Origin of the sequence: Sphingobacterium psychroaquaticum, assembly GCF_900177625.1 — a bacterium.
Lineage (GTDB): Bacteria > Bacteroidota > Bacteroidia > Sphingobacteriales > Sphingobacteriaceae > Sphingobacterium > Sphingobacterium psychroaquaticum.
The window spans coordinates 46,491-59,324 of sequence record NZ_FXAU01000005.1 but is presented as its reverse complement, the minus strand read 5'-3'; the positions used below and the strand labels follow the sequence as shown (position 1 = coordinate 59,324).

The following is a 12,834-nucleotide window of genomic DNA, read 5'->3' as shown; positions in this document are numbered from 1 at the left end:
CACCACGACAATCCAACGTAACACCATGAAAGTACTGTTTGTAGCAGCAACACAACCAGAAATTACTGCATCCATCCCTCTTTTCGAAGCGTATGAGATCGACTATCTCATAACAGGCGTGGGGATGTTAGCCACGACTTTTGCGTTAACCAAACACCTTCAGAAGAAAGAATATGATCTTGTTATCAATGTTGGGATTGGCGGCATTTTAGACCCAAAAGCAACATTAGGCACGGTCTATCAGATACAAAACGATAAAATATTTCAATTTGGGGCAGAGGACAATGACGCCTTTATTTCTATCGAAACCCTTGGCTTCGGAACATCTGTTTACCCACAGGTATTACCGCGTAAAAACTTAACCTTGCCCTCTGTCCCAGCTGCAGAAGGTATTACCGTTAATAAGGTACATGGTCGAAGAGAGAGTATCCAACAACTTCAATCGGATTACCCGACAGGAAATGTTGTTGAGTCCATGGAAGGTGTTGCCGTTTTCTATGTTTCAAACAACGAGGGAATACCTGTCCTGCAATTTCGTGCCGTTTCAAATTACATTGAACCAAGAAACAGAGCCGCCTGGCAAATTGGCTCCGCAGTCTCCAACCTGAACACTTTTATAAAAGAAATCGTTATTAATATCCGCTAATTCGGTTATTCATTGTCACATTTTTCTTATTAAATAATGACAATTATAGCGCACTTTTGACAGACAGACACTACGAAATATCAATAAATTATAGTAGTTTTGCCGTATTCTTTAAAAAGACACAATTTTTCAACTGATGAGAGAAATACAATTCAGAGAAGCACTTCGTGAAGCAATGAACGAAGAAATGCGTAAAGATGAAACAATATTTTTAATGGGCGAGGAAGTCGCTGAATACAATGGTGCATACAAAGTAAGTCAAGGTATGCTTGATGAATTTGGTGCAAAACGTATTATTGATACGCCTATTGCTGAGCTTGGTTTTGCAGGTATCGGCGTTGGTGCGGCAATGAATGGTCTTAAACCGATTATTGAATTTATGACATTCAACTTCTCATTGGTTGCAATCGATCAGGTAATCAATGCGGCGGCCAAACTACACCAAATGAGCGGTGGTCAATTCTCTTGCCCTATTGTTTTCCGTGGACCAACAGGTAATGCGGGACAATTAGCGGCTCAACACTCCCAAAACTTCGAAAACTGGTATGCAAATACGCCCGGTTTAAAAGTTGTTGTGCCTTCAAACCCTTACGACGCAAAAGGATTATTGAAATCAGCGATCATCGATCCAGATCCAGTTATCTTTATGGAGTCTGAGGTGATGTATGGCGATAAAGGCCCTGTTCCTGAAGAAGAGTATTACCTACCTATCGGAAAAGCAAACTTGGTTAAAGAAGGTACGGATGTAACGATTGTATCTTTTGGTAAAATGATTCCTCGTGTCGTTCTTCCTGCAATTGAAGAACTTACAAAAGAAGGTATCAACGTTGAACTAATTGACTTACGTTCTGTTCGTCCAATCGATTACGATGCAATTTTAACTTCTGTTAAGAAAACGAACAGACTTGTTGTCGTAGAAGAAGCGTGGCCTTTGGCTTCTATTTCTTCTGAAATTGCTTTCCATGTACAGAAAAATGCGTTTGATTACTTGGATGCACCAGTTATCCGTGTAACATCTGCGGACGTCCCTTTGGGTTATGCGCCTACATTAGTAGAAGCATCTCTACCAAGTATCGGGAAAGTTGTTAAAGCTGTCAAAGAGGTTTCTTACTTGAAAAAATAAGAAATTACCCCATATTTAAAAAAAGGTCTCCAATACGTGTATTGGAGACCTTTTTGCTTTTAATTATTTCATTTTTTTATATATTCACGGGATAACGATAAAAATATGAAAAGATACGTTCTGACAGGGGTAGCTGTTTGTCTCGGCTTATTGACCTTTGCCCAAAAAGCTGTCGACTTTAAGCTGAATCCGGAGATTGGCAAACCTATGACGATCAATATGATGATGAAAACCGATATTGATGGTCCCCAAAGTGTCATCATGGACATGAACATGAAAATGTTAATGAACACCATAAAAAAAGAAAACAACGACTTCACAATCGAGAATGTTACGAAATCTGTTAAGGTAGATATCGATGCCGGAATGATGACGATGAGCTATAATTCACAGGAAGACCCAACCGACGAGATGGCAAAAATGCTGAGTGAGCAGTTTTCTAAGATTATAGGGCAAAAGATTACCATGTTAATATCAGAAAAGGGAAAGACATTGGATGTACAAATACCAGAGAACCTGGCTGAAGGTTTAGACCGCGCTTCTTTTTCGAATATTACGACTTCTTTACCTGAAAAACCGGTAGCACCAGGAGAAAGCTGGACCAATGTCGTAGAGATCGAAGAGAATCCAATCCTCTCTAAGACGGAAACGACATCCACCTTTCGCGAAGAAACTGCCGACGGTTACGTCATCGATGTGGTAGGTAAATTATACGATCAAAACGGAGAGTCTGCGGGATCTATTACCTCCACTTATACACTAGACAAGAAAACACATTTTACCAAAAGCGGTGTGGTAAAAACATTAATTGAGGTACAAGGTGCTAAGATTCAAAGTGATATTACCTTACAGGTAGACTAACCTTAGGCTTTAAGACACAAAAAAAGGGAGACTCGTATAGAATCTCCCTTTTTTTATACTTTTACGCACTTATGCGTTAACTTCTTCTTTGTATTGATCTGCAGATAACAAAGCATCGACGTCTGCAACATTCGCTAATTTAACACGAATAACCCATCCGTCACCGTAAGGATCCGAGTTCACCAATTCTGGAGATGCATCAATTGCATCATTAACCGCCAAAACTGTAGATGTAACTGGCATAAATAAGTCAGAAACAGTTTTTACCGCTTCAACCGTACCAAATACTTCATTGGCTGCTACTTCTTCACCGACAGTGTTGATGTCAACGAATACAATATCGCCTAATTCGCGTTGTGCGAAATCCGTGATACCGATAACGGCCTCATCACCCTCTACACGAACCCATTCGTGATCTTTAGTGTATTTTAATTCTGCTGGAAAATTCATATAATTTTTCTTTGCCCAAAAATATCATTATCCTTTGACATTAACAAAAAATTAAACTTTTCAAGCAATCGTATGATATTAGCCTTATTTTAGTAAAATGAACGCACAGATAGCCAAACTTTACGAAATTGCAAACAAGGAAACTCGTTATATTATTGGACTGATGTCGGGAACATCTTTGGACGGACTCGATATTGCACTCTGTCGTGTTCAAGGCGCTGGTATATACACGCAAACAACGCTAGAACGCTTTATCACCTTACCCTACGAGCGTCCTTTTCAAGAACAGGTCCGTACCATATTTGCGAAGCGCGAAATCGACCAGCAAACGTTTTCAGGCTTAAATGCTTTGATCGGTACCTTTCACGGTGATCTTATCAACACAGCATTAACGACATGGGGCATCAAAGCGGCGGATATCGACCTGATCGCGAGTCACGGACAAACGGTTTATCATGCTCCACAGCGTCTTACGAAGGACAAAAACTACCCAAATAGTACGTTGCAAATCGGAGATGGAGACCATATTGCCGTGAAAACAGGCATCATAACACTTTCTGACTTCCGTCAAAAACAAATCGCCGCAGGTGGAGAAGGTGCTCCGCTGGCGGCATACGGAGACTTCTTGCTGTTCACGGACGACATCGAGAATAGGATTCTATTAAATATTGGCGGCATATCGAACTTCACCTTCTTGCCAAACGCAGAATCGCTCTTAGAAGCTTATGCCACCGATCTTGGCCCCGGTAACACCATGATGAATCAGTACATGCATCAAACCTTTCAAGAGGAAATGGATAAAGATGCCATATTGGCCAAGCAAGGAACAGTACACGGCGAATTACTTGCCGCACTGTTTGAAGAAGTTTTTTTAAGCGAAGATTTCCCTAAAACGACCGGACCAGAGCTCTTCAACTTACAATATTTAGCCGCAGCACAACAGCGATCCAAGACAACAGGGATTGCTCCACATGATGTGATGGCTACCTTAAATCAATTTGCGGCACAAGCAATCGTGGATGGCATAAAAAAAGCCACAGCTGGATTGACCAATGTGGCAATATATATCAGTGGGGGAGGTCTTCACAACCCACTATTGGTCGAAAATATCAAAAAAGGATTCCCGGAAACAAAAGTAAGTTCATTTATGGACCTGGGCATAGACCCAGACGCCAAAGAAGCTTGTTTATTTGCGCTCTTAGCGAACGAATCCGTAGCCGGCAGCCCAGACAACCTAAAGGGAATAAAAGACTCTCCTGCGGCCTGTATGGGCAAAATTAGCTTCCCTTATTGATCCAATGCCTGGTGGATAAACTGCTTAAACGGATAAATCCGTTTCGTAATATCAACCATATTTTGCAACGCATTCGGCGCCGTTACTTCCGCATCGGATAGTGAACGGTGAATAATAAAGCTTTTCAACTTTAAAACCTCAATATTGGGATCGTCCTCCGTGTAACCGGCTGGTGGACGTTTTAATTTATCTTCGACCGATAAATCTGCTATAGTAAAGTCGCCTTCGGCAAGAACCTTTACCAGCTCTGCGCTGTTGTAATCTATTTCTTGTCGAATCGCCTCTAAATGTTGTTTTTCAGGTCGCCAATATCCAGCCGCGATAAAGTTGTTCTCCGGACCTATATGTAGATAGTATTCCGGACCATCCAATTTACGGCCATCCACCGAAATTCCTGCCGCAAACCAGGTCTTATACGGTGTTTTATCTTTGGAAAAGCGAATATCCCGATAGATCCTAAAAAGGCATTTAGAAGCCTTAATTTCATTATTTATATGCGGATCAAAGGTCGTCAACTCCCCGATAAGCGCCGTTATAAAATCTTTTACATTGGCTTGCGCTTTATCATACGCGTTTTTATTCGCAATAAACCACTCACGATTGTTGTTCTCACGCAGCTCACGCAAGAACGACATGGTTTCTTTCGCTATATGCATTGTCCGTATACTTTTAAAAACAAATAAACCAAGGGGGCCGCAACAAGTAATCCATCAAAACGATCCAGGAAACCGCCATGTCCCGGTAGAATGCTTCCCGAATCCTTTACACCAACATTTCTCTTTAACATGGACTCTACGAGATCACCCAGCGTACCAAAAACACCAATAATAAGGGCCATAACAACCCATTGCCAGCGCGTTAATCCATCAAAATACTGCGCTAGATTCAAGCCCACAACAGCCGCTAATACAACGCCGCCAACGAAACCTTCCCATGTTTTATTGGGTGAAATACGTTCAAAAAGCTTGGTCCGGCCGAAACTGCGTCCAGATAAATAAGCGCCAGTATCGTTTGTCCAAAGTAAAATCAGAAAGCCCAGGGGAATATACGGGTTAAACGTGCCGTTAAGGAAGCCTAAGGCAATAAAAAAAGCAAAAGGAACTCCCGCATAAATAACCCCCATCAGGGTATAGCTGATGTCGTTTATCGGATTCACGGTCTTCCGGAACAGCGCAAGTATGTATACCGAAAAGAAAGGGACAATGCTGACCAACAAAACACGCGCCGGAGCAATACCTAAAACATAGGTAGCAACCACAGCCAAGATAATGAATGCAAAACCAACCCCCAGGATTCGCATAGGCTGTACATCACTTCTGGCAACAATACGATAAAACTCCCAAACGCTTAATAAACCAATCAGCGAAAAGAAAGGAACAAAAGAATAAGGCCCTAATAAAACAGCTCCAACAAGAACCAAAATAAAGAAAAAACCCGTTATGGCCCTAGTTTTCATCCGTTCCTTTCTCTTGGTTCTCGGCAATCAACTGCTTGGCAAGTGCCACATTTTCCTCTTGAACAAGAAGCTCTATTTTACCAAATTTCAAAGACGAATCTTGTTTGTTCAAGAGGACAGCATCTATACCATTCTGCTCCAGCAATTGCTTAGCAAACTCACTTGCAAAGACATCTATATAACTTTCGACCTTAACCCAATTCTTTTCCATAATTTCGTTTTTTTTCAGTGTAACGATAATACAAATACGCAATCCCTACACTTAAAATTAAGCTGCCAATATACGCAATAAATGGATAATTTTCGGCCTCCATCAGGTCGCTATAGCTTTTCCCTTCCCGTGTGTATTGGAAGGCAACAACCGTTACTATAGCATTATTAACAATGTGCGCCAGCACAGGAACCCAGATATTCTGGGTCCAAACCAACATATAACCAAAGAAAACACCTAATAGCAATCGCGGAAAGAAACCATAAAACTGTACATGTATCGCGCTAAAAATAACAGCGACCACCCATATAGCTGCATACTTGTTTTTCAAAAGATCTTCAAAAATCCGCTGCAAGGCACCCCGAAAGAACAACTCTTCCGCAATCCCGGGGATAATGGCCATCACCAATATATTTGTAAATAGCATTGGCCATGAATTAACCATAACAACACTTTCCGTTAATGCCGCCATACTATCCTCCTGCATGCGCATCCAACTTTCGATCGTCTGCAAAGATTGTGGGAGCTTCATTCCTTCGTTCCAAGCACCTATGGCCGTCATCAGTGGACTAAAGGACAGCATGAAGGCGATCGCTAAAACGTAGAATAACCAGTTTGTCCGGTGCTCCATCGGAAAGATCGTTGTTTCTCGACGCATACGCTGAAAGAAGTAAGCCGGAAGGAGAAAGGTCCCGATACTGCTGCTGGCGAGCAAAAGGTAGGTCATCGCGGGGTTTCCGCTCATCAAATCACCGCTTTTCAATACCGATTCAATGTCACCACTTATAAAAAGACCCACTATTACCGCAGGAACTTGTGTGACAATACTGCAAACAAAAACTAACAGTAAGAGAAAAAGAAAGTCTTTCCAGGGATTGCTTTTCGTAGGATTTACCATATTCATGGGTTAAACATAGATAAATTACCACGTATATACAAAAGGTCGGTCTCGTACATAAAAATAGAGGTGTCTAAAAAGCTCTTTAGACACCTCTATAAAAGGCTTGCCGTAAGGAGGCAAGCTAAGCGTTATATTATTTAACCCGATTAGGGTCTTTTGGATCTTTCAGATTCTTGTATGGATATGTCTTCATTTCCTGCATAAGGATTTGAATTGTTCTCTCCAATTGCGGATCTCTACCTTCCAATAGGTCTTTTGGTGTTTGTTCCACAAATACATCTGGAGCAACACCTTCATTTTCGATAATATATTTGCTATCTAAATCAAAAACACCAAAGTTTGGAGAGGTGATGCTACCACCATCCAATAGCGGCGGATAACCAGAGATACCAACCAAGATACCCATCGTCGTTCTACCAACTAACTTACCCAAACCTTTGAAACGGAACATATATGGCATCATATCTCCACCTGATCCTGCATTTTCATTGATAATCATCGCTTTCGGACCATAAATACCATTTCCTGGTGTCGTAAAACTTTTGCCATCACGCACCTTCCAGCCCGCGATCAAATCGCGAGATAAAAGATCAATCACGTAATCCGCAACAGAACCACCACCATTATTCCGTTCATCCATTAACAAGGCCTTTTTGTCCATTTGTGAAAAGTAATAACGATTGAAATAGGTATACCCCTCTTGCCCAGTATTCGGCATGTAGACATACGCAATTTGTCCATTACTCAATTCATCCGTACGCTTCCTGTTATTCTCTACCCATGCCATACGACGCAATTCAACCTCATCGCTAAATGAAACAGGACGCACAATAACATCGCGCGCACCATTCAATGAAGCTGTGCCATTGATCTTTAAGCTAACCTGCTTTCCAACAGTGTTTTCCAGCAATTGGTACAAGTTCACGTCTTTCGTCAATGGAACGCCATTCACAGCAACGATATAATCACCTTCTTTAATGTTCAAGCCGGGCTCGGAAAGAGGTGCCTTGAAAGAAGGATTCCAATCTAAACGCGTAAAGAGTTTGTTGATGCTATATCCATTCGCCTCCACACTAAAATCAGCACCCAAAGACCCCGTATTCACTGATGGTGTAGAGGGTTGATCTCCCGGATAAATGTAATTATGACCAACAACCATTTCTCCCATCATCTCATTCAATAGGTAGCCTAGGTCCGAGCGATGACTCACATAAGGCAAGAATTTTTCATATTTCGCCTTGATAGCTTTCCAATCTGCACCGTGCATATTCTCTACATAAAAGAACTCTTTCTGCATCGCCCAAACTTCATTGAAAACCTGATTCCATTCTGCTGCTGGATCAACCAGTTGCTTGATATCCTTAAACTCGATTTTACCGTTTCCTGGCGCAGGCTTTTGTCCAGCATTAACGATGAAAAAGTCTCGGCCAGCATTATAGATCATTTTCTTTCCATCCGCACTGATTTCAAAACCATTAGCCATCTCTACGATAACTTTATCTTCCAGCTTGTTTAAATCATAAACACTGATAGAGCGGCCACGCATGTACGTTAACATCCCTTCTGTAGCGCCGCTAAGCTTAAAATAGCCTGGTAGAATAGGAAGAGCAACAATACGATTGCTGATATCGTCCAAATCAACCTTAATGCCCGCAGGTTTCTTATCTTTTACTTTCCCTTCCTCTTTTTTATCATCTTTCTTATCATCCGCCTTTTTAGGTTCCTCTTTCTTACCCTCTACTTTTTCCTCTACAACTTTCTCTTCATCACTTTCGTTCTTGAAAATCGATGGCGTATCCTTGGAAAGAATAAAAGCATATGCGCTATAGCTTACATTCTTCTCGTAAGCCGACATATGCAATCCAGAGTTTGTCAAACCTGTATTTGTGCTTGCACTAAAGAATAAGTACTTTCCATCTCTACTAAATGTAGGCTGATTTACCGCACTCATGCCATCTGTAACTTGGGTGCTTTGTTTGGTGTCTACATTGTACATAAACAACGTTCTAACACCGTTATTCAAGCTTTTAACGTATGCAATCCAGTTGGAATCATAAGACCAGGCTGGTTGGAAATGATTCGATGTGCGCCCCGTCATTGAGCTCAAACGATCATTGTCTACCAACGTTACTTTCTTACTGTCGATGTCGACATAATACAAGTTTAAATGAGCATCGTTATAAAATAGCTTTTTGCTATCTGGAGACCACGTTGGTTGGAAGTAATAAGCGGTCTCGCCCAACGAAATGTATACCGGAGCATCCTTCGCCTCTTGATCGCGCAAAACAAGCTCAAACTTTCCGTTCTTATCTGAAATATAAGAAATCCACTTGCCATTTGGAGACCAACTAGGATAACGTTCGTGCGAACCTGGTGAATTGGAGATATTTCGTGCGTCACCTTTTTCTTTCGGTACACTGAAAATCTCACCTCTTCCTTCAAACAAAGCTCGCTGACCGGTAGGAGAGATGTTATAGGCGCGGATAGACTCCGTCATATTTGCATAATGCGGACGCTTATACATCGCATCCGTATGAACAGAAATAGCCAAGGTATTCACCTTCTTATTATCTGTGTTTAGAATATGTACGCGACCTTGGTACTCAAACGTTAATTCATTATTGCGACCACTTAATGTTCTAACATCGTAATCTTTATAATCAGTTATCTTTTCAACCTTTTGTGTTTTAGTATCGTATGCAAAAATATTTACAATTTTATCCCGATCAGACAAAAAGTAAACCTTACTTCCCAACCATACGGGTTTCACATCGTTGCTATTAGATCCCGGTACAATTTCTGTGTTTTTCGTTTGGGTATCAAAAATCCATATGGAAGGCATACCACCTCCTCTATAGCGTTTGAAAGCAACACGATCACGCTCGGTAGGATCTGTATTCTTAATATAGGCCCAATAACGACCGTCGGCGGATGGGCTTCCTTGATAAGCCTCAGGCATCATCAACGGTGCCGCAAACTCCCCATTCAGAGATGTTTTATAAAGTCTTGAGCCTAACGAATACGTAAACTCACGTGTCGTCGTGAAGTAAACTTCATTATTATTCAACCAGCCGCGTACCACATCCGCTGCAGGATGGAACGTTACACGTTTAGGTGCACCTCCATAAATAGAAACCACATACACATCGGTATTACCATCATAATTTCCAGTAAAAGCAATACTCTGTCCATCCGGAGAAAAGATTGGATTTAACTCCACTCCCGGATTTGTTGTTAAGCGACGAGGATTCGTACCGTTTTTGTCGGCAATCCATACATCCCCACCATATACAAAGGAGATATGCTTATCGCTGATTGTAGGGCTGCGTAGTAGCAATGTTTCTTGTTGGGCTTGGGCTGCAGATAATAGCGCCCCTGAAAAGACAATTGTCTTTAAAATGCGTGAAAAAGATTTGTTCATGTAAGATCAATAACTGATAATCACCCAAAAATAAGGGTTTCCTTCGTTTTCACATACTTATATCAGAGATGTTGCACAAATCATACAAAATAAAAAAGCGCTCCAGAACTGGAACGCTTTCTATATCTTCTTTAGAATCCGTAATTATCCGTTTTCTTCTTCGAAAACGATACCTTCATCAACAATTACGCGACCACAGTGTTCGCAGATAATAATTTTTTTGCGTTGACGGATCTCAGACTGTAACTGAGGTGGAATCTTATTGTAGCAACCTGAACAGCTATCACGCTCAATAGAAACAACAGCTAAACCGTTTCTGAAAGATCCACGAAGCTTGCTATATACTTTTAACAATCGCTCTTCAATCTTCTTTTCTGCACCAGCTGCTTTATCCAACAAAGCATTTTCTTCTTTCTCTGTTTCTCCAGTGATGGTTTCTAATTCCTTTTTCTTAACATCCAACTCACCTTGGCTAAATTCAAGGTTTTTCTGTGTGTTGTCGTATGCTTCAGTTCTATTTTTAATTTCGAACTCAGCCTCACGAATACGTTTCTCACAGACTTGGATTTCCAACCCTTGAATTTCGATTTCTTTAGAAATAGCATCGTATTCACGGTTGTTCTTTACTTCATTCAATTGCCCCTCGTACTTCTTGATCGCAGATTGTGCATCTTTGATCATGTTTTTACGCTTTACGATAGAATCTTCTAAATCATCTAGATCAGTTCTGATTTTTTCGATACGCGTATCAAGGCCCGCAATCTCGTCTTCCAGATCAGCAACCTCAATAGGCAACTCGCCACGTACCTGACGAATTTTATCTATCTTAGTATGTATGGATTGTAGCGCCCATAATGCTTTTAACTTTTGTTCGACGGTTTGTTCCATTTAACTATAGTATTTTATAGGATTTGTGTCTATTTCTGTCAATAAGACAGCAAAGTTAACAAATTTTTTCCGTATTATATCTAATAATAATTCTTGTGTAAATTGTTCACTTTCAAAATGTCCAATGTCAGCAATCAGCAAGTCATCCTCCGCATCAAAAAATTCATGGTACTTATAATCTGCCGTAACAAACACATCAGCCCCTGAACGCTTTGCTTCAGACAAAAGGAAACCACCAGCACCACCACAGATAGCAATCCGATGAACGGCTTTATCCAACAGCTTAGTATGTCGAATCACGGATAGTTTAAGCTTGTCTTTCAAATAGGCGAGAAGCTCCATTTCATCCATTCCGGCAGGAAGATTGCCAATCACCCCTGAACCGACGGTATGTAGCGAATTTTCTAGCGTCAGGATAGTATGTGCAACTTCCTCATACGGATGCGCCGCATACATCGCAACCAAAATAGCACGCTCTTTCATCGCCGGAAAGACAACCTCTATTTTTGTTTCCTCTACGCGCTCTTGTACACCCACCTCACCAATTGTCGGGTTAGCGCCCTCTTGTCCGCGAAAAGTACCGTAACCAATCGTATTATAACTGCATTGATCATAGTTGCCCACGGCACCCGCGCCTGCTTCAAACAAGGCATCCCGAACGGCCTCCACGTGGGTACGCGGAACATACACGGTTAATTGCTTTAAAAGATGACTCTTCGGACTTAAAATAGCCACATTTTCCAGCGCTAGTTTTTCCGCAATTTTACTGTTTACGCCGCCTAAAACATTATCCAAATTGGTGTGGATAGCATACAAAGCGATATTATGCTTGATCGCCTTAATAACAACACGCTCCACATAATTCTTGCCATTGAATTTCTTCAACCCTTTAAACACAATAGGATGGTGGGAAATAATGATATCGCATCCTTTTTGGATCGCCTCATCCACCACATCTTCCGTACAGTCTAATGCGATTAATGCCTTATGGATTTCATCCTGTGGGTTGCCCACAATCAAACCTGAATTATCATAGCTTTCCTGATAGGAAAGAGGAGCAAGCTGCTCCAAATATTGTGTCAAGGTGCTAATTTTCATGCGTTTGTTTATCTTCAATTTTATAATCTAATCCGTAGTGCCCAATATGAAGCTTAAGTAAACTTCGGTGCTGGGCAATCTTAACCCAATAGGTCACAAAATAAACCAAATGTAACAGTCCGATCGTAACTAGGATAAAGGGAGGTAAAGGAATATTCGACAACAAAAAGGTCCAGGCAAAAAGCATACCTGAGCGACGCGTCGGATTTTCTTCCACTTCAATCTGACGATCGTAAAACTCATTGTTCAAAGAGTCCGATAACCGTCTCACAACCTCAAAATTCCAATAAATATTAAAGAAAGGAAGAGCTACAAACCAAGCTTGACTCGGTAAAATACATTGGTTTTCCCTTTTTACAAGCTTTAATGTACTATAAATCGTATAGCCAAAAAACAACCATATAATAATCCGAAGGATACCGGCAACAACCATGTATTGCACAAATTCTTCTGTTACTCCTTTTTGCAAATATTCGAGCATGTTG

General features: G+C 41.1%; 13 protein-coding genes. 4 read left to right on the top strand and 9 right to left on the bottom strand.

Going from position 1 to position 12,834, the window contains the following annotated elements:
* The first annotated feature begins 25 nt into the window (after window positions 1-25).
* The 3 genes from mqnB (at window position 26) to B9Y69_RS13160 (ending at window position 2,630) form a co-directional block, all read left to right on the top strand.
* The gene (gene mqnB, locus B9Y69_RS13170; RefSeq protein ID WP_085473449.1) at window positions 26-646 is read left to right on the top strand and encodes a futalosine hydrolase; all 621 of its coding nucleotides are present in this window, start codon (window positions 26-28) and stop codon (window positions 644-646) included.
* A 136-nt stretch (window positions 647-782) separates the two neighbouring features.
* Window positions 783-1,769, top strand: a complete 987-nt coding sequence (locus B9Y69_RS13165; RefSeq protein ID WP_085473448.1) for a pyruvate dehydrogenase complex E1 component subunit beta — start codon at window positions 783-785, stop codon at window positions 1,767-1,769.
* 105 nt (window positions 1,770-1,874) lie between these two features.
* The gene (locus tag B9Y69_RS13160) at window positions 1,875-2,630 is read left to right on the top strand and encodes a DUF6263 family protein (RefSeq protein ID WP_085473447.1); all 756 of its coding nucleotides are present in this window, start codon (window positions 1,875-1,877) and stop codon (window positions 2,628-2,630) included.
* A 69-nt stretch (window positions 2,631-2,699) separates the two neighbouring features.
* On the opposite strand, the gene gcvH is transcribed toward B9Y69_RS13160, so the two are convergent.
* Window positions 2,700-3,080: a glycine cleavage system protein GcvH gene (gcvH, locus tag B9Y69_RS13155; protein WP_085473446.1), complete on the bottom strand. Its 381-nt coding sequence runs from the start codon at window positions 3,078-3,080 to the stop codon at window positions 2,700-2,702.
* A gap of 97 nt (window positions 3,081-3,177) precedes the next feature.
* Between gcvH and B9Y69_RS13150 the strand changes: the two genes are divergently transcribed.
* Window positions 3,178-4,374: an anhydro-N-acetylmuramic acid kinase gene (locus tag B9Y69_RS13150; protein ID WP_085473445.1), complete on the top strand. Its 1,197-nt coding sequence runs from the start codon at window positions 3,178-3,180 to the stop codon at window positions 4,372-4,374.
* Here B9Y69_RS13150 and B9Y69_RS13145 read toward each other — a convergent pair.
* From B9Y69_RS13145 to B9Y69_RS13110, 8 genes are all read right to left on the bottom strand, one after another.
* Window positions 4,368-5,030 carry a DUF2461 domain-containing protein gene (locus B9Y69_RS13145; RefSeq protein WP_085473444.1) on the bottom strand — a complete coding sequence of 221 codons (663 nt, stop codon included), beginning with the start codon at window positions 5,028-5,030 and terminating at the stop codon, window positions 4,368-4,370. The two genes, B9Y69_RS13150 and B9Y69_RS13145, sit on opposite strands and share 7 nt — an antisense overlap.
* Window positions 5,021-5,830 (bottom strand): phosphatidate cytidylyltransferase, encoded by an 810-nt coding sequence (locus B9Y69_RS13140; RefSeq protein ID WP_085473443.1) that lies wholly within the window; start codon window positions 5,828-5,830, stop codon window positions 5,021-5,023. The genes B9Y69_RS13145 and B9Y69_RS13140 overlap by 10 nt, the downstream gene beginning before the upstream one ends.
* Complete coding sequence (locus tag B9Y69_RS13135) at window positions 5,820-6,041, bottom strand: putative signal transducing protein (protein WP_085473442.1); 222 nt, start codon at window positions 6,039-6,041, stop codon at window positions 5,820-5,822. The genes B9Y69_RS13140 and B9Y69_RS13135 overlap by 11 nt, the downstream gene beginning before the upstream one ends.
* Entirely contained in the window at window positions 6,022-6,939 is a 918-nt protein-coding gene (locus B9Y69_RS13130) for a CPBP family intramembrane glutamic endopeptidase (protein WP_159451848.1), read from the bottom strand. Before B9Y69_RS13130 ends, B9Y69_RS13135 begins: the two co-directional genes overlap by 20 nt.
* Window positions 6,940-7,075: 136 nt before the next feature.
* On the bottom strand, window positions 7,076-10,363 hold the full coding sequence (locus tag B9Y69_RS13125; RefSeq protein WP_085473440.1) for a S41 family peptidase: 3,288 nt from the start codon (window positions 10,361-10,363) through the stop codon (window positions 7,076-7,078).
* A 144-nt stretch (window positions 10,364-10,507) separates the two neighbouring features.
* Window positions 10,508-11,251, bottom strand: a complete 744-nt coding sequence (locus B9Y69_RS13120) for a zinc ribbon domain-containing protein (RefSeq protein ID WP_085473439.1) — start codon at window positions 11,249-11,251, stop codon at window positions 10,508-10,510.
* A complete protein-coding gene (locus B9Y69_RS13115; RefSeq protein WP_085473438.1) occupies window positions 11,252-12,349 on the bottom strand; it encodes a Nif3-like dinuclear metal center hexameric protein in 1,098 nt (365 codons plus the stop codon). It lies immediately after the preceding gene.
* Complete coding sequence (locus B9Y69_RS13110; RefSeq protein WP_085473437.1) at window positions 12,339-12,830, bottom strand: hypothetical protein; 492 nt, start codon at window positions 12,828-12,830, stop codon at window positions 12,339-12,341. The genes B9Y69_RS13115 and B9Y69_RS13110 overlap by 11 nt, the downstream gene beginning before the upstream one ends.
* Window positions 12,831-12,834 lie beyond the last annotated feature (4 nt).

Bases quoted from the DNA above. Each gene is read 5' to 3' on its own strand.
- mqnB (WP_085473449.1), top strand. From the start codon at position 26: ATGAAAGTACTGTTTGTAGCAGCAACACAACCAGAAATTACTGCATCC.
- B9Y69_RS13165 (WP_085473448.1), top strand. From the start codon at position 783: ATGAGAGAAATACAATTCAGAGAAGCACTTCGTGAAGCAATGAACGAA.
- B9Y69_RS13160 (WP_085473447.1), top strand. From the start codon at position 1,875: ATGAAAAGATACGTTCTGACAGGGGTAGCTGTTTGTCTCGGCTTATTG.
- gcvH (WP_085473446.1), bottom strand. From the start codon at position 3,080: ATGAATTTTCCAGCAGAATTAAAATACACTAAAGATCACGAATGGGTT.
- B9Y69_RS13150 (WP_085473445.1), top strand. From the start codon at position 3,178: ATGAACGCACAGATAGCCAAACTTTACGAAATTGCAAACAAGGAAACT.
- B9Y69_RS13145 (WP_085473444.1), bottom strand. From the start codon at position 5,030: ATGCATATAGCGAAAGAAACCATGTCGTTCTTGCGTGAGCTGCGTGAG.
- B9Y69_RS13140 (WP_085473443.1), bottom strand. From the start codon at position 5,830: ATGAAAACTAGGGCCATAACGGGTTTTTTCTTTATTTTGGTTCTTGTT.
- B9Y69_RS13135 (WP_085473442.1), bottom strand. From the start codon at position 6,041: ATGGAAAAGAATTGGGTTAAGGTCGAAAGTTATATAGATGTCTTTGCA.
- B9Y69_RS13130 (WP_159451848.1), bottom strand. From the start codon at position 6,939: ATGGTAAATCCTACGAAAAGCAATCCCTGGAAAGACTTTCTTTTTCTC.
- B9Y69_RS13125 (WP_085473440.1), bottom strand. From the start codon at position 10,363: ATGAACAAATCTTTTTCACGCATTTTAAAGACAATTGTCTTTTCAGGG.
- B9Y69_RS13120 (WP_085473439.1), bottom strand. From the start codon at position 11,251: ATGGAACAAACCGTCGAACAAAAGTTAAAAGCATTATGGGCGCTACAA.
- B9Y69_RS13115 (WP_085473438.1), bottom strand. From the start codon at position 12,349: ATGAAAATTAGCACCTTGACACAATATTTGGAGCAGCTTGCTCCTCTT.
- B9Y69_RS13110 (WP_085473437.1), bottom strand. From the start codon at position 12,830: ATGCTCGAATATTTGCAAAAAGGAGTAACAGAAGAATTTGTGCAATAC.